Source organism: Bradyrhizobium sp. DOA1, from assembly GCF_001593325.1.
In the GTDB taxonomy this organism is placed as follows: Bacteria; Pseudomonadota; Alphaproteobacteria; order Rhizobiales; family Xanthobacteraceae; genus Bradyrhizobium.
Genome location: NZ_JXJM01000001.1, coordinates 1048080 through 1072608 on the forward strand (window position 1 = coordinate 1048080; position 24529 = coordinate 1072608).

At 64.8% G+C, this 24529-nt stretch carries 23 protein-coding genes; 14 read left to right on the plus strand and 9 right to left on the minus strand.

All coding sequences use genetic code 11. The features are described 5' to 3' along the window. On the plus strand, nt 1-485 hold a 485-nt coding region (locus SE91_RS04920), incomplete at its 5' end, for a chemotaxis protein CheB (RefSeq protein WP_283806219.1). Then, nucleotides 482-1354 (plus strand): CheR family methyltransferase, encoded by an 873-nt coding sequence (locus tag SE91_RS04925; RefSeq protein ID WP_061846778.1) that lies wholly within the window; start codon nt 482-484, stop codon nt 1352-1354. The genes SE91_RS04920 and SE91_RS04925, both read left to right, overlap by 4 nt. A gap of 59 nt (nt 1355-1413) precedes the next feature. On the opposite strand, the gene SE91_RS04930 is transcribed toward SE91_RS04925, so the two are convergent. From SE91_RS04930 to ctrA, 4 genes are all read right to left on the minus strand, one after another. After that, a complete protein-coding gene (locus SE91_RS04930) occupies nt 1414-2574 on the minus strand; it encodes a glutathionylspermidine synthase family protein (protein WP_061846779.1) in 1161 nt (386 codons plus the stop codon). A gap of 3 nt (nt 2575-2577) precedes the next feature. Beyond that, nucleotides 2578-2964 carry a hypothetical protein gene (locus SE91_RS37475; protein ID WP_082813664.1) on the minus strand — a complete coding sequence of 129 codons (387 nt, stop codon included), beginning with the start codon at nt 2962-2964 and terminating at the stop codon, nt 2578-2580. A 1-nt stretch (nt 2965) separates the two neighbouring features. After that, nucleotides 2966-3370, minus strand: a complete 405-nt coding sequence (locus SE91_RS04940) for a DUF350 domain-containing protein (protein WP_008566016.1) — start codon at nt 3368-3370, stop codon at nt 2966-2968. Nucleotides 3371-3581: 211 nt separating this feature from the next. Next, complete coding sequence (ctrA, locus tag SE91_RS04945) at nt 3582-4283, minus strand: response regulator transcription factor CtrA (RefSeq protein WP_008138878.1); 702 nt, start codon at nt 4281-4283, stop codon at nt 3582-3584. A gap of 416 nt (nt 4284-4699) precedes the next feature. Here ctrA and fliI point away from each other — a divergent pair, with 416 nt between their 5' ends. From fliI to SE91_RS04975, 6 genes are all read left to right on the plus strand, one after another. Beyond that, nucleotides 4700-6025, plus strand: a complete 1326-nt coding sequence (gene fliI, locus SE91_RS04950) for a flagellar protein export ATPase FliI (protein ID WP_061846780.1) — start codon at nt 4700-4702, stop codon at nt 6023-6025. Nucleotides 6026-6146: 121 nt separating this feature from the next. Then, complete coding sequence (gene fliJ, locus SE91_RS04955) at nt 6147-6566, plus strand: flagellar export protein FliJ (protein WP_008562039.1); 420 nt, start codon at nt 6147-6149, stop codon at nt 6564-6566. Between the two features lie 217 nt (nt 6567-6783). After that, nucleotides 6784-7329 carry a sigma-70 family RNA polymerase sigma factor gene (locus SE91_RS04960; protein WP_061846781.1) on the plus strand — a complete coding sequence of 182 codons (546 nt, stop codon included), beginning with the start codon at nt 6784-6786 and terminating at the stop codon, nt 7327-7329. A 37-nt stretch (nt 7330-7366) separates the two neighbouring features. Then, nucleotides 7367-8440, plus strand: a complete 1074-nt coding sequence (locus SE91_RS04965) for an anti-sigma factor (protein ID WP_061846782.1) — start codon at nt 7367-7369, stop codon at nt 8438-8440. 231 nt (nt 8441-8671) lie between these two features. Then, nucleotides 8672-9631, plus strand: a complete 960-nt coding sequence (locus SE91_RS04970) for a helix-turn-helix transcriptional regulator (protein ID WP_060734987.1) — start codon at nt 8672-8674, stop codon at nt 9629-9631. A gap of 115 nt (nt 9632-9746) precedes the next feature. Continuing rightward, nucleotides 9747-10973 (plus strand): NAD(P)/FAD-dependent oxidoreductase, encoded by a 1227-nt coding sequence (locus SE91_RS04975; RefSeq protein ID WP_061846783.1) that lies wholly within the window; start codon nt 9747-9749, stop codon nt 10971-10973. Between the two features lie 124 nt (nt 10974-11097). Here the strand turns inward: SE91_RS04975 and SE91_RS38210 are convergent, their stop codons facing one another. After that, nucleotides 11098-11841 carry an Imm21 family immunity protein gene (locus SE91_RS38210; protein WP_082813665.1) on the minus strand — a complete coding sequence of 248 codons (744 nt, stop codon included), beginning with the start codon at nt 11839-11841 and terminating at the stop codon, nt 11098-11100. Between the two features lie 27 nt (nt 11842-11868). On the opposite strand from SE91_RS38210, the gene SE91_RS04980 reads away from it, so the two are divergent. Both SE91_RS04980 and SE91_RS04985 read left to right on the plus strand, forming a co-directional pair. Next, nucleotides 11869-12630 (plus strand): GrlR family regulatory protein, encoded by a 762-nt coding sequence (locus tag SE91_RS04980; RefSeq protein ID WP_349540733.1) that lies wholly within the window; start codon nt 11869-11871, stop codon nt 12628-12630. A 268-nt stretch (nt 12631-12898) separates the two neighbouring features. Continuing rightward, the gene (locus tag SE91_RS04985; RefSeq protein ID WP_061846785.1) at nt 12899-13918 is read left to right on the plus strand and encodes a lysozyme family protein; all 1020 of its coding nucleotides are present in this window, start codon (nt 12899-12901) and stop codon (nt 13916-13918) included. Nucleotides 13919-14849: 931 nt separating this feature from the next. Here SE91_RS04985 and SE91_RS04990 read toward each other — a convergent pair. Next, the gene (locus SE91_RS04990; RefSeq protein WP_061846786.1) at nt 14850-15050 is read right to left on the minus strand and encodes a hypothetical protein; all 201 of its coding nucleotides are present in this window, start codon (nt 15048-15050) and stop codon (nt 14850-14852) included. Nucleotides 15051-15344: 294 nt separating this feature from the next. Further along, a complete protein-coding gene (gene flhA / locus SE91_RS04995) occupies nt 15345-17486 on the minus strand; it encodes a flagellar biosynthesis protein FlhA (RefSeq protein WP_061846787.1) in 2142 nt (713 codons plus the stop codon). A gap of 583 nt (nt 17487-18069) precedes the next feature. Between flhA and SE91_RS05000 the strand changes: the two genes are divergently transcribed. Then, nucleotides 18070-19335 (plus strand): MFS transporter, encoded by a 1266-nt coding sequence (locus SE91_RS05000; protein ID WP_061846788.1) that lies wholly within the window; start codon nt 18070-18072, stop codon nt 19333-19335. Here SE91_RS05000 and SE91_RS05005 read toward each other — a convergent pair. Together SE91_RS05005 and SE91_RS05010 are read right to left on the minus strand one after the other, a co-directional pair. After that, nucleotides 19332-19739 (minus strand): DUF4864 domain-containing protein, encoded by a 408-nt coding sequence (locus tag SE91_RS05005; protein WP_061846789.1) that lies wholly within the window; start codon nt 19737-19739, stop codon nt 19332-19334. The two genes, SE91_RS05000 and SE91_RS05005, sit on opposite strands and share 4 nt — an antisense overlap. Nucleotides 19740-19805: 66 nt before the next feature. Further along, complete coding sequence (locus SE91_RS05010) at nt 19806-20444, minus strand: TetR/AcrR family transcriptional regulator (RefSeq protein WP_061846790.1); 639 nt, start codon at nt 20442-20444, stop codon at nt 19806-19808. Nucleotides 20445-20686: 242 nt separating this feature from the next. On the opposite strand from SE91_RS05010, the gene SE91_RS05015 reads away from it, so the two are divergent. Genes SE91_RS05015 through SE91_RS05025 form a run of 3 tightly spaced genes read left to right on the plus strand, consistent with a single transcriptional unit; the run spans nt 20687 to nt 24484 of the window. After that, nucleotides 20687-21184 carry a (2Fe-2S)-binding protein gene (locus tag SE91_RS05015; RefSeq protein ID WP_061846791.1) on the plus strand — a complete coding sequence of 166 codons (498 nt, stop codon included), beginning with the start codon at nt 20687-20689 and terminating at the stop codon, nt 21182-21184. Then, complete coding sequence (locus SE91_RS05020) at nt 21181-22236, plus strand: FAD binding domain-containing protein (protein ID WP_061846792.1); 1056 nt, start codon at nt 21181-21183, stop codon at nt 22234-22236. The genes SE91_RS05015 and SE91_RS05020 overlap by 4 nt, the downstream gene beginning before the upstream one ends. After that, on the plus strand, nt 22229-24484 hold the full coding sequence (locus SE91_RS05025) for a xanthine dehydrogenase family protein molybdopterin-binding subunit (protein WP_061846793.1): 2256 nt from the start codon (nt 22229-22231) through the stop codon (nt 24482-24484). Before SE91_RS05020 ends, SE91_RS05025 begins: the two co-directional genes overlap by 8 nt. Nucleotides 24485-24529 lie beyond the last annotated feature (45 nt).

A 24529-nucleotide genomic window follows, 5' to 3' on the forward strand; every position in this document is an offset into this window, starting at 1 on the left:
TGATCACCCAGCACATGCCGCCGACCTTCACCACCATTCTTGCCGAGCATCTGGCGCGAGCGAGCCGCAAGCCGGCGGCCGAGGCGGTCGACGGCGAACCGGTGAAGCCCGGACGGATCTATCTGGCGCCCGGCGGCAAGCACATGCGCGTCGTGCGCAGCGGCGCTGATGTCGCGATCGCGCTCGACGACGGCCCCGCCGTCAATTTCTGCAAGCCCGCGGTCGATCCGCTCTTCACCTCCGCCATCGATATCTGGCACGGCGGCATCCTCTCCGTGATCCTGACGGGCATGGGCTCCGACGGCATGCGCGGCGGCAAGGACATCGTCGCAGCCGGCGGCAGCGTGATCGCGCAGGACGAAGCCTCCAGCGTGGTCTGGGGCATGCCCGGCGCGGCCGCCAATGCCGGCATCTGCGCGGCGATCCTGCCGCTCAACCAGATCGGCGCCAAGGTGAACCGCCTGTTCGCGGGAGACCGCTCGTGACGCCTTTGGATTACGACTATCTGCGCAAGTTCCTGAAAGAGCGCTCCGGACTCGATCTGTCCGCCGACAAGCAATATCTGGTCGAAAGCCGGCTGCTGCCGCTCGCGCGCAAGGCGAGCCTATCAGGTATTCCCGATCTCGTGCTGAAGATCAGGAACGGCGACGGGCGGCTTGCGACCGACGTGGTCGAAGCCATGACCACCAACGAGACCTTCTTCTACCGCGACAAGATCCCGTTCGACCACTTACGCGACACGATCCTGCCGGGCCTGATCCGGGCGCGCGCCGCGCGCAAGTCGCTGCGCATCTGGTCGGCGGCATCCTCGACCGGGCAGGAGCCCTATTCGATCGCGATGTGCGTCAAGGAGATGGGCGCGGCGCTCGCCGGCTGGCGCATCGAGATCGTCGCCACCGATCTGTCGCAGGAGGTGCTGGAGAAATCCAAGGCCGGCATCTACAGTCAGTTCGAGGTGCAGCGCGGCCTGCCGATCCAGCACCTGATGAAGTACTTCACGCAGATCGGTGAAGTCTGGCAGCTCAACGCCGACATCCGCGCGATGGTGCAGTTTCGTCAGCTCAATCTGTTGCAGGACTTCTCCCATCTCGGCACCTTCGACGTGATCTTCTGTCGCAACGTGCTGATCTATTTCGGCCAGAGCACCAAGGCGGTGATCTTCGAGCGCATGGCCAAGGGGATGGAGGCCGACGGCACGCTGCTGCTCGGGGCCGCCGAATCCGTCGTCGGCATCACCGATGCGTTCCGCCCCGTCACTGACCGCCGCGGCCTCTACCAGCTCAACCCCGCGCGCTCGGGCCGACCGATGGGCGGGTTGATGCCGCAACCGGTCAAGGTCGCCGCGGCGAGGTGATCTTCTCCTCGTCATTCCGGGCTCACTCGCTTCGCGAGTGCCTCGGAATGACGGACGCCTCACAAAATCGCGTGCGGCAGAAACCGTGAGCGGTTGCCCGTGATCGGGCTCTCGTCCTCGCGGATCGACAGGCCGCAGGGCGCGTGGTCCACCAGCCAGCTTCCGATCACCGGAAAGAAGCCGGAAAAATTCGGCAGCGGCGCTAAGGCCTGCCGTATGAAACCTTCGGCACCGTAGGGGCCTTCCTGCTCGTCGAGCGGCGAGCCGCCCGAGACCAGCGTGACATTGGCGCCTTCGCGGGACAGCAGCGGCTTGCGCACATAGGACGTGCCGAGCTCGGCGGCGCGCGGATCGTCCTCGAAGAAGGCGGGCAGCAGATTGGGATGGTTCGGAAACATCTCCCATAGCAGCGGCAGGATGCCCTTGTTGGACAGTACCGCCTTCCACGGCGGCTCGATCCAACGCGTCGATGCGTCCTTGAGCTTGGCGCCGAAGGCGTCGTGGAACATCCACTCCCAGGGATAGAGCTTGAAGGCCAGCGTGATGTCGCGATCGTCGAGGTCGACGAACCCGCCGCTTTCATCGCGCCAGCCGACGTGTTCGATGTCGAGCAGCCTGGTCGAGAGCCCCGCCTGGCGTGCGGTGTCTTCGAGATAAGCGAGCGTGCCGGCATCTTCCTCGTTGCCGGTGACGCCGGTGAGATGGATGTGCCGGCCGCCAGCGATCTCCTTCCACGCCGCGATCAGACGCTCATGGATGGAGTTGAACTGATCCGCGCGCGAGGGGATCATGCGGCGTTCGATCGCCTGTTCGAGCCAGGTCCATTGGAAGACCGCGGCTTCGAACAGCGAAGTCGGCGTATCCGCATTGTATTCGAGCAGCTTAGCCGGACCTTTGCCGTCGAAGGTCAGGTCGAGCCGGCCGTAGAGGCTGCGGTCGTCCCGCTTCCAGCTCTCCGCGATCAGGCTCCAGAACGCTTCGGGGATCTTCAGGCGGCGCAGATATCGTTCGTCGCCGATCGCGCGGCCGGCAAGCTCGAGGCACATCGCGTCGATCTCGCCGGTCGGCGTCTCGATGCCGCGCTCGATCTCGTCGAGCGTGAAGCCGTAATAGGCGCGCTCGTCCCAATAGCGGTCGCCGTCGATGGTGTGGAAGATGAAGCCGCATTGCGCTGCGGTTTCTCGCCAGTCGTCGCGCTCCAGACAAGTGATGCGCTGCATGGATCAGCCGCCGCCCGAGAAGCCATGGCCGAACGAGCCGAAGCCGCCGCGGCTCACGCTGCTGTGGCCGGAATCGGACGACGTTCCAGACGAGGAATGGTTCGAGGAGTCGCTGCTGAACAAGCTCGATCGCGACGACCAGCGCGAGCTGCTGCCGCCCGACGAGCTGCTGCTGCTACTGCTGCACGTCGTGGTCGTCTGCCCCGGCACGGCGCCGGGCGTGGGCTCGCAATTCTGCCGCGGCATCAAGGTGTAGGCGGTGGTGCCGACCGCGATCGTGCCCATCACGAGCAGCGCGACATGGCCGGAGCGCTTGGCCTGGGGCTGTGGTGTCGCTGGCCCCGACGGCAGGCGCTTGCCGAATTGCTTGCTGGCGGATCTGTCGGCCATGTCAGTAGATCATGCTGGCGGCGTTCAGGAGGCCGGCGGCGAGCGAGGCCAGGCCGAGCCAGATCGCGGGCGCGATCTCGCCGGAGTCGATCCGCTTCGACAGGTTCGGCACCGGCACCTTCACGAGGAAGAACACGATGACCTGCACGACCAGTGCGATCGTCGCCCAGATCAGGCAGTCCAGCACGTTGGCCGAATGCGCGATGGCGCTGACCAGCGGCGCCACGAAGCCGAGCAGGCTGAGGCCGAGCGCGATTGCCGCGGCCGGCTGATTGTCGCGGATGAGCTGGAACTCGTTATGCGGGGTGATGCGGGTGTAAACGAACAGATAGGCCACGATCGCGATCAGCCCGGTGCAGAAATAGACCAGGAAGGCGGGCAGGCCGGCGAGTGATTGCAGGATCATCGTTCCCCCATCGTGCAGCGACCATTCGTCGGCGGGGGAAGGGTAGTGGTTCAAACATTAGAGAGGGGTGAAGTCGCGTCGGCGCAATTGCTGCACCCCTTCCAGCAAGCGGCAGACAGCGAGACGTCCCCAAAAACAAAACCCCGCCATTTGCGGCGGGGTCCAGGCTGGGAGGAGCGAGCCTGACTGGGCTCGCGACGTAAACCCAGGATCAGGCGGGAATGCGCTCTTCGTGCTCGTGCGGCTCGCGCAGCACGTAGCCGCGGCCCCACACGGTCTCGATGAAGTTGCGTCCCTCGGAAGCGTTGGCCAGCTTCTTGCGGAGCTTGCAGATGAAGACGTCGATGATCTTCAGCTCGGGCTCGTCCATGCCGCCATAGAGATGGTTGAGGAACATTTCCTTGGTGAGGGTCGTGCCCTTGCGCAAGCTGAGCAGCTCCAGCATCTGATATTCCTTGCCGGTCAGATGCACGCGCTGGCCGCCGACTTCCACCGTCTTGGTGTCGAGGTTGACGACGAGGTCGCCGGTCTGGATGACCGACTGGGCATGGCCCTTGGAGCGGCGCACGATCGCGTGGATTCGGGCAACCAGCTCGTCCTTGTGGAAGGGCTTCGTCATGTAGTCGTCGGCGCCGACGCCGAGACCCTTGACCTTGTCCTCGATGCCGGCGAGGCCGGAGAGGATCAGAATCGGTGTCTTGATCTTGGAAACCCGGAGCTGCTTGAGCACGTCGTAGCCGGACATGTCGGGCAGGTTGAGGTCGAGGAGAATAATGTCGTAATCGTATAGTTTACCGAGATCGACGCCTTCTTCCCCCAAATCGGTCGTGTAGACGTTGAAGCTCTCAGACTTCAACATCAGCTCGATCGACTGCGCGACGGCGCTGTCATCTTCAATCAGCAAAACGCGCATGCCAGTTCCCCATAGTCGCCGCTCCTGGGCGTCAGGTCGGCCGCATTCGCGGCACTCAACAAAACGCCTTTGAACAACTGATTCGGATCCTGACAACAGATGGTTAACAAACTCTGATTCTGGAACGCAAGTCCCCCCGGTGCAATTTTTGTCGAATCGCCCTAAGGTCTTGCGCGTGAAGCAGCTTTCGTCACCGAGCTCCGTTCAAGTTCCACTTTAAGAGACGGGCCTAACCGACTCCCGCGACTCAGCCTTCTTCTGAAGGGAAGCCACGCTCAGTCTCAAAGACAGTGACGCAATGATTAATGATGCGGGTAAACACGAAGTTAAGCGCCGTTCAGAAATATGGCGAAACTTAAGGTTTTCACCGGGAAGTCCCGAATGACCCCAACGCGCCCCTTAATGAAGGCCCACCGATGAAGGCTCTGGCCGAACAGATCGGCGACATCGACGGTATCAACATCTACGGCCGCGTGGTCGGCGTGCGCGGCCTGATGGTCGAGGTGGCCGGTCCCATTCACGCCATGTCGGTCGGGGCGCGCCTGGTGATCGAGACCGGCGCCAACCGCACGATCCCCTGCGAGGTGATCGGCTTCTCCGGCAACAACGCTGTCGTGATGCCGTTCGCTGGTCTCGACGGCGTGCGCCGCGGTTGCAAGGCGGTGATCGCCAATGCCGCCAATCAAGTGCGGCCGTCGGCCGCCTGGCTCGGCCGCGTCGTCAACGCGCTGGGCGAGCCGATCGACGGCAAGGGGCCGCTGCCGCAAGGTTCCTCGCCGATGCCGTTCCGCAATCAGCCGCCGCCGGCGCATTCGCGCAAGCGCGTCGGCGCGCCGCTCGATCTCGGCGTGCGCGCGATGAACACCTTCCTCACCTGCTGCCGCGGCCAGCGCATGGGCATCTTCGCAGGCTCCGGCGTCGGCAAGTCGGTGCTGCTGTCAATGCTGGCGCGCAACGTCGATGCCGCCGTCAGCGTCATCGGGCTGATCGGCGAACGCGGCCGCGAGGTGCAGGAATTCCTGCAGGACGACCTCGGCGAGGAGGGCCTCGCGCGCTCCGTCGTCGTAGTCGCGACCTCGGACGAGCCGGCGCTGATGCGCCGCCAGGCTGCGTATCTCACGCTCGCGGTCGCCGAATATTTTCGCGACGAGAACCAAGACGTGCTCTGCCTGATGGATTCGGTGACGCGCTTTGCCATGGCCCAGCGTGAGATCGGCCTGTCCGCCGGCGAGCCGCCGACCGCCAAGGGCTACACGCCGACCGTGTTCACCGAGCTGCCGAAGCTGTTGGAGCGCGCCGGACCGGGCCTCGGCGAGGGCGCCATCACCGCGATCTTCACCGTGCTGGTCGACGGCGACGACCATAACGAGCCGATTGCGGACGCCGTGCGCGGCATCCTCGACGGCCACATCGTGATGCAGCGCTCGATCGCCGAGCGCGGCCGCTACCCCGCCATCAACATCCTCAAATCCGTCTCACGCACCATGCCGAAATCGGCCGATCCGCAGTTCTGGCCGACCATCCAGAAGGCGCGCGCGGTGATGGCGACCTATGCCGACATGGAGGAATTGATCCGGCTCGGCGCCTACCGGGCCGGCTCCAGTCCCGAGGTCGACGAGGCGATCCGCCTGCACGAGCCGCTGGAAGCCTTCCTGCGCCAACGCAAGGACGAAAATGCATCACTGGCGGACGGCTACCGCCAGTTGGCGCAAATCCTCGGGAATTTGGAAACGGAACGCTAACTTTGTCCGGTCATCATCCGATCCCACAGAGTAGCAGAGCCGGTCTTGGCCCTATCAGGGCCTGTGGGGAGACCGGTGCCGTCCCACGTGCAGCGAGGGGACTTCTGGGGAGTACGAGTCGATGAAGTCACGAGATACCCTCATCCGCCTGAAGAAGTTTCAGGTCGACGAGAAGCGCCGCCGGGTCACCCAGATCGAGACCATGATCGCCGACTTCCAGCGGATGTCGGTGGACCTCGAACGTGAGATCCAGACCGAGCAGGACCGCGCCGGGATCAACGATCCCTCGCACTTCGCTTATCCGACCTATGCCAAGGCCGCGATCCAGCGCCGCGAGAACCTGACCCGCTCGGCCGACGAGCTCAAGGGCCAGCTCGATGAAGCCAAGGCTGCCCTGGCCGAGGCCTTCGAGGAGCTGAAGAAGGTCGAGCTGCTCGACGAGCGCGACCAGGCCCGCGAGCGCGCCGAAGAGAACGCCCGCGAGCAGGCCGATCTCGACAGCATCGGCCTGATGCGCGCCCGCATCGGCGCCGTTGCCTGACGGCGACAGCGGCCAGATCACCGATAAATCTGCAGAACCCGGACCCGCAAGGTCCGGGTTTTCGTATGTGCTGTCCACAGTGTGGCGCCGCGCCCCTTGGTGGTCGGCTTCGTCGCGCGCTATGGTGGTGGCCATGAATGCGGTGCCAGCGGCGGAGGTGTCCACCTCTCCAGTGGGGAGAGGTGAAGCGACGACGGGCCGCGTGTCGGGGGGCTGAATGCTGACGCCAGCGGAGCTGGTCGGGCTGATTGAGGCGGTGGCGAAGGGCGATCAGGCCGCGTTCGAGCGCCTCTACGCCGCCACGCGCGCGAAACTCTATGGCGTCGTGCTCCGTATCTTGCGCCGGCAGGATCTTTCAGAGGAGGTCATCCAGGAGACCTACGTCAAGATCTGGAACAGTGCCGGTCAGTTCAATCCGGCGCTGTCCTCGCCGATCACGTGGATGGCCTCGATTGCGCGCAACCGTGCCATCGACGTCGTGCGCAAGAAGTCGGAAATCTCCATCGAGGAAGAGCCTCAGGCGATGGAGGTGGCTGCCGACAGTCCCGATCCGCTGGCGCGGCGGGAGATGACGGAGGAGTTGAAGCGGCTCCTGGAATGTATCGGCCGGCTCGAGCCGGACCGCCAAAGGCTCGTGCTGCTCGCCTATTACAACGGCTGGAGCCGCGAGCAATTGGCGGAGAAGTTCGCCGCGCCCGTCAACACGGTGAAGACGTGGCTCCGGCGCAGCATGCTGGATATCCGGGAATGTCTCGGACTGTGATGGCTTGGATGACGAGGATGGTTCTGGACTGCAATTGATGGCCCACACGGAGGACCATATCGCGCTCGCCGCGGAATATGCGCTCGGCACCCTCGACGCCGACGAGCGCGCGCAGGTCGAGACCATGATGGCGGTGGATCCGGCATTTGCCGAGATCGTGCAGGCCTGGGCCTTCCGGCTCGGCGTCCTCAACCAGATGGTCGGCTCGGTCGAGCCGCGTCCGATCGTGTGGGAGAATATCAGGTCGGAGCTCGCGCGCACCGCGCTTGCGCAAGAGCCGCCTGCGCCTGCCGAAGCTTCGCCGCCGCCACTTCTGCCCACCCCAGAATTGCCAACGCCGGAAACCGCTTCGTTGGACTCTCCGGCCGAGGCGGTGCCGTCCCCTGAGCCGCCGCATGGCGAAGCGGAGCAGCCGGAGACGCCGCGTCCCGCACCCGATGTCATCCCGGAGATCGCGCCGCAATTTATCCCGCAGGTCCATGCTCCCGATCTCAACGTCGTGCACGCGCCGCAAGCGCCGGTCGCTGGCGACGGGAACTTGATCCGCCTCGAGGGGCGCGTGAAGCGCTGGCGCAACATTGCATTTGCCGTCGGCGCGCTCGCGGCCGCGCTGCTCGTGACGCTGTCGCTGCAGATCTTCCTGCCCGATGCGCTGCCGGGCGCCTTGCGTCCTGCGCCCCGTATCCAGACGGTGGAGGTGAAGACGCCGACCGCGCCGCTCACCGCCTCTGCGCAATATGTCGCCCTGCTCCAAGGCCAGGCCGGCGGCCCCGCCTTCATCCTCACGATTGACGGCGCGACGCGAAATTTCACGGTGCGCAAGGTCGGCGCGACCCCGGAGCCCGGCAAGAGCTTCGAGCTCTGGCTGATCTCCGACAAGCTGCCGCGGCCGCGCTCGCTCGGCGTCATCGGTGCAAGCGATTTCACCGCGCGTCCGCTGCTTTCGTCCTACGATTCCGACGTCGTCAACGGCGCAACCTACGCCGTCACCGTCGAGCAGGCCGGCGGTTCACCCAATGGCGAGCCGACCTCGGCGCCGGTGTTCTCCGGCAAGCTGATCGAGACCGTGCCGCCGGCGCAGCCGCAGCAACAGCCGCCGGCCAAGAAGTAATTCCGTAGCCCGGATGAGCGAAGCGATATCCGGGACCAGCAGCCCCGCATGTCGCTTCGCTCATGCGGGCTGCCAGACGCTTCTGTCGCCAGGGTCCATTCCGCCGTCGCATCCCGACAAGTCCCGCCGAATCCGCTCGCGATTTGAACCTCCCTGCAGTCCGCGGCGTCAAATCCCCGGAATTTGCAGTCGGCGCCGCCGATCGCGGAGCTGGAGAGGGCTAGAAATCAGATGGATGCAGCGAAAGCGCCCGGCATCTTCATTCACCAGTATGCGGGACTGCCGCACGGCCCGGCCTTCGAGCAATGGCGCGAGCGGGCGTTCGGCTCCTGCGGCCTCGATATCGGGCCGAGCCAGGGCGACAGCATCGATTGCCGGCTCCAGGTCAGCATCGTCGACAACATCGCGCTCGCGATTCCCGAAGGCGCCTCCGCGCAATATTCGCGCAGGCAGAGCCACCTTGCCGACGGCAGCGACGATCTCGTGCTGATTGCTGCCCATGCGGGCCGCATCCGCGTCGGGCAGAACGGCCATACCGTGGATCTCGAGCCGGCGCAGATGGTGCTCGTCGACATGAGCATCACCGGCACCGTCGGCCACACCGACCAGAACCGCTTCACCAGCATTCGCATGCCGCGCCGTGCGCTGCTCGACATCAATCCGCGCGCCGAGGAGAAGCTGTCGCAAGTGCTCTCCGACGGTGCGGTGGCCGAGACCATCTTCCGTTACCACGCTCTCGCCGCCAGTCAGGGGCCGCATCTCGATGCCGTCGGCCAGCGTCTGACCGCGCAGCACATGGTCGATCTCGTCGGCCTCCTGCTCGGCACCGACGCCGAGCATGCCAGCCTCGCGCGCGGGCGCGGGCATGCGGCGGCGCGTCTCGATCTCATGCGCGCCGACGTGATGGCCGCACTCGGCCGCAACGATCTCTGCCTGTCCGAGATCGCGGCGCGTTCGGGCCTCAGCCCGCGGCAGGCGCAGCGCCTGTTCGAGCAGGCCGGCACCACCTTCACCGAATTCGTGCTGGAGCAGCGCCTGCTCCAGGCGCGCAAGCTGCTGTCCGATCCCCGTGCCCGATCGCGCAAGATCAGCGACATCGCGCATTCCTCGGGTTTCGCCGATCTGTCCTATTTCAACCGGGCCTTCCGCAAGCGCTTCGGTGCAACGCCCTCGGAGCTGCGCGGGGCGTAGTCGCGAACTTGTGCAGCGGCGCGGTATTGCGGCATTTGGTCGGTGCGGGTCGTTGAGCTATAGTCGCCCGCGCGGGCAGACCGCTGAATGGCTTTGGAAAGTGTAGTAGGCGGACATGGCGCGTATCGTCGTGCTCGGCGCCGGGTTTGCAGGTCTGTGGGCGGCCATCGGCGCCGCGCGCAAGCGCGATGAGATCGGCGCGAACGGCGACATCGAGATCCACCTCGTCGACCGCAATCCCTATCACAACATCCGCGTGCGCAACTACGAGGCCGATCTCGGCGAGGTCGCTTTGCCGCTGCCGCAGCTGCTCGACCCGATCGCTGTCAGCCATGGCATCGGCGAGGTCGAGGCCATCGATCCGGCACACCGCGAAATCTCGCTGGTCACGAGCCGCGGTGAGGAGACGCTGCACTATGATCGCCTCGTGCTAGCGCTCGGCAGCGAGGTGATGCGTCCCGACATTCCAGGCTTTGCCGAGCACGCCTTCGACGTCGACACCTATGCCGCAGCGCTCCGCCTCGAGGATCATCTCGTTTCGCTCGGCCGCAGCGTGCCGGCGCCGGGTCGTTCGACGGTGGTGGTGGTCGGCGCGGGCTTCACCGGCATCGAGGTCGCAGCCGAGATGCCGGCGCGGCTTACGCGCGCGGGCATCAGCGGCAGCCGCCGCATCATCCTGGTCGATCCCAATCCGGCGGTCGGCGCCACCATCGGCGCGCAGGCGCGTCCCGTCATCGAGACGGCTCTGGCCTCGCTCGATGTCGAGATGCGGCTCGGCGTGCGCGTCGCCTCGGTCGAGGCCGCCGGCGTGCATCTGAGCTCGGGCGAGTTCATCCCTGCGCAGACGGTGATCTGGTGCGCCGGGATGCGCGCAAGCCGCTTGGCGGCAAGCTTTCCGGACGCGCGCGATCGTCTCGGGCGGCTGCTCGTCGATCCCTTCATGCGGGTTGCGGATGTCGGCGGCGTGTTCGCGGCCGGCGATGTTGCCTCCAGTGTGATCGACGGGCTGCATCCAACCGTGATGTCCTGCCAGTTCGCGCGTCCCATGGGCCGCTTCGCCGGCCACAACGTGGTCGCCGATCTCGCGGGCTTGCCGATGTTGCCGCTGCGGATCGACTGGTACGTCACCGTGCTCGATCTCGGCGCCTGGGGCGCGCTCTACACCGAAGGCTGGGACCGCGAGGTGCGCGCCACCGGCGCTGCGGCGAAAGCGACCAAGGAGACCATCAACCGCAAGCGCATCTATCCGCCGCTGACGGGCAGCAAGGAAGAGCTGTTCGCGGCGGCCGCGCCGACCGTGCAGGCGCCACCGCCGACATACGGGGTGCAGCCGCGGAGTTGAGCTGGGCCAGCGATGGATCGCTCGAACGAAACGATGCGACGAAGGCAATGTGCGCCAGCCCTCGTTCGCCACGGGCCCCTTTGCCGACATTACAGTTCGCTGCCGAGAGGTCGGCAAATGAGCCTTAGCGGACTTCTCTGGAAAGTGGACGGACCCAGCAAACTTCCCGAACCACGATCGAAAGCCGGACGGATTGGTAGTGAGCGGCTCTCGCGAGATATCTGCCTGGTCGTAACGTCAGAACCTGATGTTCGCCGCGCAAGTCGTCTCCTTTGTCCGACGCATCTATCAGCGACATTGCGCCGGACGGACCTGTCTCGAATTCAAGGCATTCGGCGTTTGAGCTTTTCAGAGTTCCCCGCAGCTGAGGACTTCGCAACGCAGGCTCGATGAGCCTTTCGTCATCAACTCCAAGCCATTGAACGAGAAAGCCTGTGTCACTCTGACCACTGGAGTACCATGCGATGTCGCCGACTTCGCCCGATAGCACAACAGCGCTGCCTTGATGGCAGGCAATTGATCCCAGCCAAGTTTTCACTCTGCACGCACGAGCATAGTCGCTTTGGTCGGTCGGATCTTCATGATCGCGCCATTCCTCGGTACCTCGCCAATACGGGAGTTGTTCGTCAGCGATCAGCAGGTGAGGACCGCCAGTTGTCGTTATCCAGTTGTGTTTCAGCCTCATGCGTCGAACGATAGCAGGTATTTCTCCTGTTGGCCCGGAGCCGTCTGCAAGGACAGCGCAGAGCAAGTCGGCTCTGCCTCCGAAGTCAGACATCGGCTTGTTCTGCGATCGCGAGGGCGTCAGCGACCTCGATCCCGAAGCGAGAAATTGCTTTGGCCGGCGCACCTGTATAAACAAGCACATGCTCCGCCAGGATGGTCGCAGTTGAGCGTGAGCAGATTCAAGTCCGAGTCGATCGGTGATGGGGGAATGGGCGAGTTATCAGGCGCTTTCGACGGCCTCTTCAAAAGCGAATTTTCGATCAACCAAACGGTTGGCCGGAGCGTCACGTATGTGCGCGGGGGCAAGCTGTTGGGCGGCAATTCCGGGTTTGCTCATATTGGAAGTTACCACGTCGACGGGGACTCGCTCCGGGTCGACGTGACCAGCCGACGGCACAATTTTGGTGCCGATCATCAGTCTCTACTTGGTTCCGACGTGTCGTCCATTTCTGTCGTTGGTAGGGCGGTTGGTATAGCGTTTCACTTCGAGGGCGGTTCTCCGCAGGTGCCCGGTGCCGTCTTTCGATCCATCATGACCCCGCTAGATGAAAGCGACCTTCCCCCGCCCGGGGTGATTGGTGAAGGTGGCATTTCCGACGGATTGTACTCCATCCATCTGAAGATTTTGGACGGCGTCCCCGGCGGCCTGACTGGAGTGATGCTATTGAATAACGGCCGTATCTTGGGCGGCGACGCTTTCTTCTACTATCTCGGGTCATATTCCTCCTCCAACGGTCGATGGAGAGGGCAGATGGTCAATCAGGAGCATACGCCAGCGAGAGGCGAAGACCCGGTATTTGGCGGACATGAGATTGGAATTGGTTTTTCGGGAACGTGCGATGCGAAGGGCGGTATCCTCGAAGGCACGGCGCTTGCGGGCAAGCGCAGCATCAGGTTCGAAGCCCGTCTGGAATTGATCAGCGCCGCTTAGGGCGGACGCGTGTGGGCGGCGTGTTCGCGGGCGGCGACGTTGTCTCGAGCGTGATCGATGGGCTGCATCCAACCGTGATCCTGCCGGTTCGCGCCGACCGTGCAGGCACCGCGGCCGACCTACGGGTCGCGCTAGTCGTTGCTGCGCAGCAGAAGCCTGCTCCCGTTCACCACATTTAAACCTTAAGATTCTACGAAGAATGCTTACCCATGGGCCGCAGGAACATGCAAGCAGCCTTCGTACAGACGCCATCGGTGGACTTCCGCCGATGAAGGTTTGGCAGACCAGCTGCATCGTGGCTGTTATCGCGTCCGTCGGCCTGTATGCCGCGGTCAGTAACAGACCGGCGGCGACAGTGCGGGATGTCATGCCGCAAGCGGCAGCGAGCATGGCGGCTCCTGCGAACATCGTGACCGCTGCGATGTACGCTGAGGCGTCCGCACGACTTGCGGCAGCGCTTCTGGCAGAAAGAGCAGAGCCTGGCTCGGTGACGTCAGCAGGTTCCGAGCCCATGAGCCCCGCCGAGATCGTCGATGAACCCGTCGCGGGAAAATTGGCGTCGTTGGGACAGGATATCGTTGAGCCGCCGCCAGAGCGCGATACATCCAGCGATGCTCCGAAAGCGGCCTCGACGCGGGATTTTCGTTATCTGGTCTACTACGTCTGGTCCGAACTGCCGCCCGCCGAGAAACCGGCGGAGATCGTCTTGCGCGCGTTCAAGGACATTCCGGTCGGAACGCCGGCCGAAGAGATCAAGCGCGCTTCGGACGCGTTCGGTCTCGATTTCAATTTCATGATGGCGGTTGCCAAGATCGAATCCGGTTTCAACCCCAATCAACGCACCGGGTCGTACATCGGGCTGTTTCAGCTGAGCTACTATGAGTTCGGGAAGTTCGGCTTTGGGGAGATTCGCAGTCCACGGGATAACGCCGTTGCGGCCGCCTACAAAATGATAACCGAAGGCATCCAGTTCGAGTGGATCACACACCGGACGCCAGACAAGAGCGATCTTTACTTGATCCATCAGCAGGGCTGGGAAGGCGCCGCTGAGCACATCAGTCGGCCCGCTCGCTCCGCATGGAAATCAATGTGTGCCACCAGCGAAGGAAGGGAGAAGGGCGAGAGGTGGTGCAAACGCGCGATCTGGGGCAATACGCTTCCGACCTTCAAGCGCACCTGGAAGTCGGTGGACAACGTGACGTCGGAGGCGTTCGTTGGCATGTGGCGCGGCCGGGTCGCCGAATTCTACGCGAAATATGTGGCGATTGCTGCGGCAGCGAGCCCATAATTGCATTGTCGGCGGGTAAGCCAAGCCACGAACTCTTGGGTCCCGACGGGCAAAACACGCAAGATGCCGGTGAATCACCCGCGCCAAAAATATTCGCCTTTACCGAAATTCGGAAACGGCGTATCCATCGCCGCAACCCGGCCCAAGAAAGAGGGGCGTATCGCGATCGTCACGAACGCGGGCCGGGCGGCGGTGGACGTGGATCACACCGGCGCGATGAGCTTCGCAGGGCGGGCAACCGTGAGCGAATGCGTCGCGCCACGACGGGTGCGGTTCACGTACGGTAAAATCGTGTCGTCCTGGCGCCCGGGGTCTGTGCGCCAAGTCTTGCGGTGATGTGGCGGCCCAACCGGGCACGTGCATCAGTTATCCGCAAGGCGACGGGGGCAATAGTGCAACGCTCCCCGGGGAGAGCACGACATAAGCCGTAAGACCACTGCGCAGGGAAGGCCGGTTGTTTGGCTCCACCTGTATGCCGCTGTGCAAATTCTTGTTGCCATCTCTCGCACAGTGGACCGTGGGTGCCCGGCCGGCACCCGGTCTTCCCTGCGCCTTCTTTCAATTGAGGGCGAAAGGACCAGGCAAAGCTCGGGCGAAATGCGCCGCGAGGATGCGGAGGTGTGTCTGCGTTGAAAACGCGGATGATGATGCGGCGCCCATAGCCCAAGCACTGTCATTGCGAGCGCAGCGAAGCAATCCAAGCTGTTTCCACGGAGGCAGTCTGGATTGCTTCGTCCCGGGAGCTCCTCGCAATGACGAGGGCGAGGTGCGAGTTCGCAATCACCCGACATACCCCAGACGTGAGAAAGCGCCCGTGGGGGGCGGGCGCTTTCTGTAGTCGACTTGGGGTTGGGGTCGTCTACATATCCACGTGGCGACTTTGGGGGGCTGGTAAAGAGCCGCGTGAATTCAAAAAACTCGTCAGATCTCCTTAGCGAACGAGGGACGCGTTCGAGCTGGTGATGACGACCGGCTTGCCGGCCTTGATGACGCGGGCCGTCTCGGTCAGACCTTCATCCGAACCCGTGCGTGCCGTGATGCCGAGGCCTGCCACCGCGATCCCTGCGACGAGGGCCACGACCACGATTTTCAAATGGGTCGAGCGATCTGCGCTGTAGATCGAGTGGTTCATGGAAGCCTCCTGCCGCCATCTACCCGAAGTAGTCGCCAGCCAGTTTAGGCAGGTTCATGCTTCCGGTGCCCAACAACTTAGTATTGGGAGGATTCGTTCCCAAGAGGCCATCACAAGGGCGTGAAAGGACGTGAAAGATCGCGATCACGGGCGACCCTAGATCGTACAATTACTTAATTATTTCAATGCTGTAATGTGCTTTCTCGGCGCCTTTTCGGACTGTGGTCGACAAGGCGCCAGGAACTCAAAAACCATTTGCCTGTGGCTCAAAAGCACGCGGCTTCTTAAGGCAAATCAGACGCTTCCGACGGTTTTCAACCTCGCCCTGGGGTGGATTTCGGCCTGCGACAGCACGGTGGTCTGAGCCCGGAACCGTTCGACCAGGGACCGCACGAACGGACGAATTGCCGCAGAGGTGACCAGCACCGGCGCCTCGCCCTCGCGTGCAGCGCGCTCGAAGGCCTCGCGCACGCCGGTCATGAACTCCGACAGTTTCGAGGGCTGCATCGCGAGGCTGCGCTCCTCGCCCTGGCCGATGATCGACTCGGCAAAGGCCTGCTCCCAGCGCGCTGACAAGGCGATCAGCGGCAGATAGCCGTTGTAGGAGGTGTTCTGTGCGCAGATCTGCCGCGCCAGCCGGGCGCGGACATGCTCGACCATGGTCGCGGGATTGCGCGAGAAGGCGAGCGAGTCGGCGATGCCTTCGAGGATGGTCGAGAGGTCGCGGATCGAGATGCGTTCGGCCAGCAGCAATTGCAGCACACGCTGGATGCCGGAGACGGTGACCTGGCCCGGCACGATGTCCTTGACCAGCTCGCTCTGCTCCTTCGGCAGCTCCTTGAGCAGTTTCTGCACCTCGCCATAGGAGAGCAGGTCCGACATGTTGGCCTTGAGCAGCTCGGTGAGGTGGGTCGACAGCACGGTCGCGGCGTCGACCACGGTATAGCCCTTGAGCGAGGCCTCTTCCTTGAGGCTGGCGTCGACCCAGGTTGCGGGCAGGCCGAAGGTCGGCTCGGTGGTGTGGATGCCGGGCACCTGCACCTGGCTGCCGCCGGGGTCCATGACCATGAACTGGTTCGGCCAGATCTTGCCGGTGCCGGCGTCGACCTCCTTGATCTTGATGATGTAGGTGTTGGCCTCGAGCTGGACGTTGTCGAGGATGCGCACCGCCGGCATCACGAAGCCCATCTCGATCGCGAGCGAACGGCGCAGCGCCTTGATCTGCTCGGTGAGGCGGTCGGTGCCGTCCGGGCCGTTGACCAGCGGCAGCAGCGCATAGCCGAGCTCGATCTTGAGATCGTCGATCTTGAGCGCAGCCGAGATCGGCTCCTCGACGGCAGTGGCGCCCGGTGCACCCGGCATGCCCGGAGCAGGGGCGGCATTGGCGGCTTCCTCGGCCTTGACGGCGGTCTTCTTGTGGTTGCGGGCATTCCAGGCCAGCGCGCCGGCGCCGGCGCCGAGCGCCAGGAAGGGGAGGGTCGGGATGCCCGGCAGCGCCGCCAGCACCAGCATCACCGCCGACGACATCGCGAGCGCCTGCGGATAGCCGGAGAACTGCTTCATCAGCGCCTTGTCGGCGGCGCCGGAAACGCCGGCCTTGGAGACGAGCAGGCCGGCCGCGGTCGAGACGATCAGTGCCGGCACCTGGGTGACGAGGCCGTCACCGACGGTCAGGAGCGTGTAGGTGCGGCCGGCGTCGGCAAAGGACATGCCCTGCTGCGCCACGCCGATGATCATGCCGCCGACGACGTTGATGAAGACGATGAGGAGGCCCGCGATGGCATCGCCGCGGACGAATTTGGAGGCACCGTCCATGGCGCCGAAGAAGCCGCTTTCGTCCTCCAGCTCCTTGCGCCGCTCCTTGGCGACCTTCTCGTCGATCAGTCCGGCGGACAGGTCGGCGTCGATCGCCATCTGCTTGCCGGGCATGGCGTCGAGGTGGAAGCGTGCGGCGACCTCGGCGATGCGGCCCGAACCCTTGGTGATGACGATGAAGTTGACGATGATCAGGATGGCGAAGACGATGATGCCGATGACGAAATTGCCGCCCATCACGAAGTTGCCGAAGGCTTCGATGACGTGGCCGGCGGCGGCCGTGCCCTCGTGCCCGTGCGACAGGATCAGGCGGGTCGAAGCCATGTTGAGCGACAGGCGCAGCATGGTCGAGATCAGCAGGACAGTCGGGAAGGCGGAGAATTCCAGCGGCGCCTGGATGAACAGCGAGGTCATCAGGATCAGGATCGAGAGCGTGATCGAGATCGCCAGGAACAGGTCCAGCACGATCGCGGGCAGGGGCAGGATCAGCACTACCAGGATGGTGAGGACGCCGAGCGCCAGCGCGATGTCGCCGCGCTTGAGGACGGTGACGATGTCGTTGAGGGAGGGGATCGAGGGTCGTGCTGCGCCTACGCCCTGTCCTGCGGTGACGTCGACCATGCTAGCTGCCTCCCCGCGCGACTGCCGTCCACGCGCCCCAAACGTCTGCGCGGCGGCCGAGGGGCCGCCGTTCCTAAAGTGAGGCACCGCACTGGCGTCCACGGGAGCTCCCGTTCTACGCGGCCGACGACACTCGACTTCACCCGGCAATTCTTGCCGGGTGTATGGTTAGCAAAGAGTTAACGGAGGGGAGGGAGGAGGCCAGACCGGGCTGTTCGGGCCCGGGAGGTCGTCATTCCGGGGCGATGCGCAGCATCGAACTGTGGCGCGCAATTGCGCACCTGAAAATCTGGAGATTTCGGGTCCGGTCCTTCGGACCATCCCAGAATGACGGCAACGGCAAGCGTCCTGCTTCGCCTTCTACATGCTCGTCACTGCGTACCGCGACACCTCCTCGACCTCGAAGGTCGCCTCGTCGCCGGCCTTCACCTGCTTGAGCATCGCGGGATCCCGCCCTCAACGTCGCGAGGCTGCAAACACGCGATGGCAATCGACGGTAACGGCGTGTTCGCCAGTTACCGCAGTGCACCGCGCATGCCCAATATCGCGCCACAATGCTTGACCCTATGGCGATCCGCGGGCCATGTTCCGGCCCGTGCACGCACCAAATCATCCAGGACAAACGCCTGATTCATTCCGCCCTGATTCCCGTCAGGCCTGGACGCGGCTCGTCATTGCGCTGCTGATCGGTTCGATCGGCGGCGTCGGCATGTGGGCGATCGTCGTCATGATTCCCGCGGTGCAGGCCGAATTCGCCGCTACGCGCGGCGCGGTGTCGCTGGCTTTCACGCTGATGATGTTCGGCTTCGGGCTCGGCGGCGTAATCGCCGGCAAGATCACCGACCGGTTCGGCATCGTACCGGCGATGGCGATCAGCATCGCCTTCCTCGGCGTGGCCAACACGCTGGCGGGGCTGTCGACGCAGCTCTGGCAGTTCGTGGCGGCCTATTTCCTGATCGGGCTCGGTACGTCGGCGACCTTCGCGCCGCTGATGGCGGAAGCCTCGCACTGGTTCGAGCGCTATCGTGGGCTGGCCGTGACCATCGTCGCGAGCGGCAATTATTTCGCCGGCACCATGTGGCCGCCGCTCGTGAACTGGGGCATGCAGGAGATGGGCTGGCGCTACACCCATATCGGCATCGGCATCATTTGCGTCAGTCTGATGACGGTTCTCGTGCTTGTGCTGCGCGCGCAGATGGGCGACGACAAGGTCCACGATCACGCCAACGCGCCGCCGCCGCGGGTCGATCTCAAGCTGTCGACCAACACACTGACGGTGCTGCTGTCGATCGCCAGCATCTCCTGCTGCGTCGCCATGGCGATGCCGCAGGTGCATATCGTCGCCTATTGCGGCGATCTCGGCTACGGCGTGGCGCGCGGCGCCGAGATGCTGTCGCTGATGATGGCCTGCGGCATCGTCAGCCGGATCGGCTCGGGCTTCCTCGCCGACAAGATCGGCGGCATCTACACTCTGCTGCTGGGATCGCTGGCGCAGGGCTTTGCGCTGGTGTTCTATCTGTTCTTCGACAGCCTCGCCTCGCTCTATCTGATCTCCGCGATGTTCGGCCTGTTCCAGGGCGGCATCGTGCCGAGCTATGCCATCATCGTGCGCGAGGCGATGCCGGCGAGCGAAGCCGCGACCCGCGTCGGCATCGTGATCTTCGCCTCCGTGTTCGGCATGTCCTTCGGCGGCTGGGTGTCGGGCGTGATCTTCGACGCCACCGGCTCCTATGGCGCGGCGTTCGCGAACGGCGTGGCGTGGAACGCCCTCAACATCAGCATCGTCGTGTTGCTGTTGATCCGCTCGCGGATGGGCTCGGTCAAGACAGGGCCGGGTTTTGCAACCTAGGCCGCCTGTCCCGCCTTCAGCAGCGAGCAGCCGGTGATCTTGTAGCTGCCGTCAGCCTGCTGCTCGAGCGTGTAGAGCGCGACCCAGGCGTCCCCGTTGGCATCGACGATATGGACGCGCTGCGCAATCCAGCCGCCCTCGATCTTGCTGTCGCCAAACTCGAAACTCTTGTGCCGATAGACCGGCGCGTAGCCGTTTTGGACCATCGACATGAAGATATTAGGCGCGGGGAAGATCTCCTTGATCGCCGGCGCGGCATGGGAATAGGCGGCAGCCGCATCGTCGCGCGCGAAAGCCTGCTCCTGGGCACGGATGACGCCTTGGGCGATGCCGACGTCGTCGGCATGGGCTGCGGCAGAGCTGAAGATGAGACTGACAGCAACGAGCAAGGCGGCAAGGCGCATGACAGGCTCCGCGTTGATATCCCGGCGATGCTGATCCTAGCATGACCTCTCGGACATACGGGCGTGCTATCGCTTCCGTTTCACCGCCGGCTTCGCCGCCTTGGCGGTCCGCACTTTGGCTTTGGGGCCTGATTGCACCTGCAGGCCGTCCACGAACACGTCGAGCATCCGCAGCACCGAGGACTGCCAGCCCGGCTGGTCGTGCATGTAGCACATGCCGATCAACGCCCTGAGTAAATCCTCCGGGCTGATATCGCCGCGCATCTGGCCGGCTGCGACCGCGCGGTCGAGCAGCGAGCCGATCGCCTTGGTGAGCCGGTCCATCGAGAACGCGGCGAGCTCCGACGAGCTCTGATAGGTCAGGGCGAGAGCGGCCGACATACCTTTCTTGGTGGCGACGAATTCGACTCCCGAGCGCATCCAGCGGCGCAGCGCGTCGACCGGATCCTTGGCGCTTCGCAGGTGCTCGGCAAGCTCGCTGAGCTGTTCGACCTCGCGCCGGTACACCGCCTCGAACAGATCCTCACGCGTCGGAAAGTGCCGATAGAGCGTGCCGATGCCGACGCCGGCGCGTTTCGCGACGGCCTCGAGGCTCGCCTCGGGGCCGCCGGCGCTGAACACGATCTTGGCCGCTTCGAGCACGCGCTCGCGATTGCGCACGGCGTCGGCGCGCGGCTTTCGGGTTTGGTCGGTGTGGTCGTCCATGTCAGGCAATGTAGATCACGAATTGGTTAGATTGAACCCGTAAGCGCGCGCATCACGTTGGTAGCGCACGGTCTTTTGACGAATTCCAAATGTTTCCGGGCAGCCCTTGTTAAGCGGAGGGCGCCTCCGTATCTTCGCTCATGTGCCGGCCCGCATCATCCCGCGGCGGCGCGCATTCGGCGGCGGCCACGGCGGTGGCGCGCTGCACGAAGACTCATGTCCATTTCTGATCGGAGCCTTGTATGAACCACTCCATCAGCCTCACCGTGAACGGTGCGCGGCGCGATGTCGTCCTCGACGATCCGCGCGTCACGCTGCTCGATCTCCTGCGTGAGCGCCTCCATCTCACCGGAACCAAGAAGGGATGCGACCGCGGCCAGTGCGGCGCCTGCACCATTCTCGTCGACGGCAAGCGGATCAATTCCTGCCTCGCGCTCGCCATCAGCCATGACGGCGCCGACATCCTCACCATCGAAGGCCTCGCGCGCGGCGATCAGCTTCATCCCGTGCAGGCGGCCTTCATCGCCCATGATGGCTTCCAGTGCGGCTTCTGCACGCCCGGCCAGATCATGAGCGCGCTCGGCATGATGCGTGAGGCGCAAGCCGGCAACGATCCCGAGCGCATCCGCGAATGCATGAGCGGCAATCTGTGCCGCTGCGGCGCCTATGCCGGCATCGTCGATGCCGTGCTCGACGCGCAAGGACAGATGGACGAATCCAATCAAAGGCGCTCCGCATGAAACCGTTCGACTATGTCAGGCCTGCTATGGTCAGCGAGGCCGTTGCCGCCGCGGCCGAGCCGAGCGCCGTCTATCTCGCCGCCGGCACCAATCTGCTCGATCTGATGAAGGGCAATATCAGTCGCCCGGATCGTCTCGTCGACGTCACGCATCTCGAAGGCCTCGACCGGATCGAGCGCCTCGCCGACGGCGGCTTGCGGATCGGCGCGCTCGTCAGCAACGCCGATCTCGCGCACGACCCGGACTTCACGAGATCGTATCCCGCGGTCGCCGAAGCGCTGCTCTCCGGTGCCTCCGCGCAATTGCGCAACGCCGCGACGGTCGGTGGCAATCTCCTGCAACGGACGCGCTGCGCCTATTTCTACGATACCGCCAGCCGCTGTAACAAACGCGAGGCCGGCAGCGGCTGCGACGCCCGCGAGGGCGAGAACCGCGGCCATGCCGTGCTGGGCTGGAGCGATAGCTGCATCGCCACGCATCCGTCCGACTTCTGCGTGCCTCTGGTCGCGCTCGACGCCATCGTCGAGGTCGAGGGCAGGAACGGCCGGCGCGAGATCGCGCTCGATGAACTGCATCGCCTGCCCGGCGAGACGCCGGAGCGGGAGTCCGCGCTCGAACCCGGCGATCTCATCGTCGCGGTTCGCCTGCCGCCTGCGGCACGCAGCTTTGCCGCGCACGCGCGCTACCTCAAGGTCCGCGAGCGGACCTCCTATGCCTTTGCCGTGGTCTCGGCTGCAGCCGCATTGCGGATCGAGAACGGCAAGATCGCAGAGGCGCGTCTCGCGCTCGGCGGCGTCGCCGCAAAGCCCTGGCGGGCCCGCGCCGCGGAGGAGGTGCTCAGGAACGTCGCGCCGACGGCCGACGCCTTCCAGGAAGCTGCCTGGCGTGCGCTCACCGAGGCAAAACCGTCCGGCGACAACGCCTTCAAGATCGAGCTGGCGCGCCGCATCGTGGTGCGCGCGCTGACCCTTGCCGCAGCCGGTACGCCCGCGCGCCTGCCGGCGCTGCCGGCCTCTCCCTTTGCCGCGATCCCTGGAGCCATCCATGCCTGAGCTCAACCTGACCAGCGCGCCCGCCCATCTGCGCCACGGCTCGAACATCGGCCAGCCGCTGACCCGCCGCGACGGCATCCTCAAGGTCAAGGGGCAGGCGACTTACGCCGCCGACAACCATCCGCCCGGCATGCTGTTTGCGGTGATGGTCGTATCGAGCATCGCCCGCGGCCGTGTGGCCTCGCTCGATGTCGAGGCCGCAAAACGCCATCCCGGCGTCGTCGACGTCATGACGCCCGACCACAAGCCGCAGCTTGCGATCGATCCGGAGATCAAGACCAACCCGTTCGTGTTCCGGATGGAGGCGTTGCAGAGCCATGAGGTCCGCTATGCCAATCAGCCGATCGCGGTCGTGATTGCCGAGACGCTGGAGGCGGCGACCGAAGGCGCCGCGCTTCTGGCACCGCGCTATGACGTGCTTCCCGCGCTGGTCGGCCTCGATGCCGGCGAAAGCTTCGTGCCATCAGCGGTTGGTGTCGGCAATCCTGCGGAGCATCACCACGGCGATATCGAGGCAGGCCTTGCCTCGGCCGAGAAGCAGATCGATGCAGTTTACGAGACGCCGCCGCAATATCACAATGCAATGGAGCCGCATGCGATCGTGGCTCATTGGGATGGCGACAAGCTGTCCGTGGACATGCCGACCCAGGGATTGAAGCTGTCGCTCGCGCGCATCGCCGAGTTGTTCGGCATCGCCCACGACAACATCCATATCCGCAGCCCCTTCCTTGGTGGTGGCTTCGGTTCGAAGGGGCTCATGGGCGGTCCGCCGGTGCTCGGCATCATGGCCGCCAAGCTGGTCGGCAGACCGGTCAAGCTCGTGCTGCGCCGTGAGCAGATGTACGGGCCGGTTGGCCATCGCGCACCGACGCGTCAGCGCTTGCGCATCGGCGCCGACGGCGAGGGACGTCTGACCGCGCTCGATCACCATGCCAGAACCGTGTCGAGCACGTTCGACGATTTCTTCGAACCGGCAGCGGATGCCTCGCACACGCTCTATGCGGCGCCTGCGATCCGCACCTCGCATGACGCGGTGCGCGTCAATACTGGCACGCCGCTGTTCATGCGCGCGCCGGGCGAGGCAACCGGCTCGATCGCGCTCGAAAGCGCAATTGACGAGATGGCCTTTGCCTGCGGCATGGATCCGCTGGCCTTCCGCTTTAAGAACTACGCCGAGGTCGAGCCGATCACCGGAAAGCCGTTTTCGTCAAAGGCGCTGCGTGCCTGCTACGAGCAGGGCGCCGCGCGCTTCGGCTGGGCCAAGCGCCCGCTGCAGCCGCGGCAGATGCGCGACGATGCCGGCTTTCTGGTCGGCTGGGGCATGGGCACTGCGACCTTCCCGGCGCTGATGTTCCAGGCCGAGGCGCGCGCGGCGCTCCGTCGTGACGGCTCCGGTGTCATGGAGATCGGCGCGCATGACATGGGGCAGGGCGCCTGGACGGCACTGGCCCAGATCGCAGCGGACCAGCTCGGGCTCGATATCGACCGCGTCGCGTTCAAGGCCGGCTCGTCCGATCTGCCCGACGCGGGCATCGCCGGCGGCTCGGCGCACACGGCAACGGCGGGTGCCGCGATCCACAGCGCCGGCGCGGCCGTGATCGCGAAGCTCGCCGATATCGCCACCAATGACGAGCGCTCGCCGCTGTTCGGCGCCGGCAATGCCGGCGTGATCGCGCGCGACGGCAGGCTGCTGCGGCGCGACGATGAAAGCCGCGGTGAGAGCTACACCGAGATCCTCTCGCGCGCGGGCGTCGCCGAGGTCGAGGCCCGCGGCACCGGCGCGCCGAACCCTGCGGCGATGGAGGAATATGCGATGCACGCCCATGGCGTGGTGTTCGCGGAGGTCAAGGTCGATCCTGAGCTCGGCCAGATCCGTGCCACCCGCATGGTCGGCGCCTTCGCGGCGGGGCGGATCGTCAATCCCAGGATGGTGCAGAGCCAGCTGTTCGGCGGCATGATCTGGGGTCTGTCCTTCGCGCTGCATGAGGAGGCGATCACCGATCGTCGCACCGGCCGCATCATGAATGCCAATCTCGGCGAGTACCACATCCCCGTGAATGCCGACGTGCCGCCGCTCGACGTGATCACCGTCGAGGAGCACGACCCGCACGTCAATGCGCTCGGGATCAAGGGCGTCGGCGAGATCGGCATCACCGGCAGCGCCGGCGCTGTCGCCAACGCGGTCTGGCATGCGACCGGCGTACGCGTCCGCCGCTTTCCGATCCGGATCGAGGAGTTGTTGACTTAAGCGCTGAGACGAAGGGCGGGGCGGGGCTTCCTCGCTCCGCCTCCG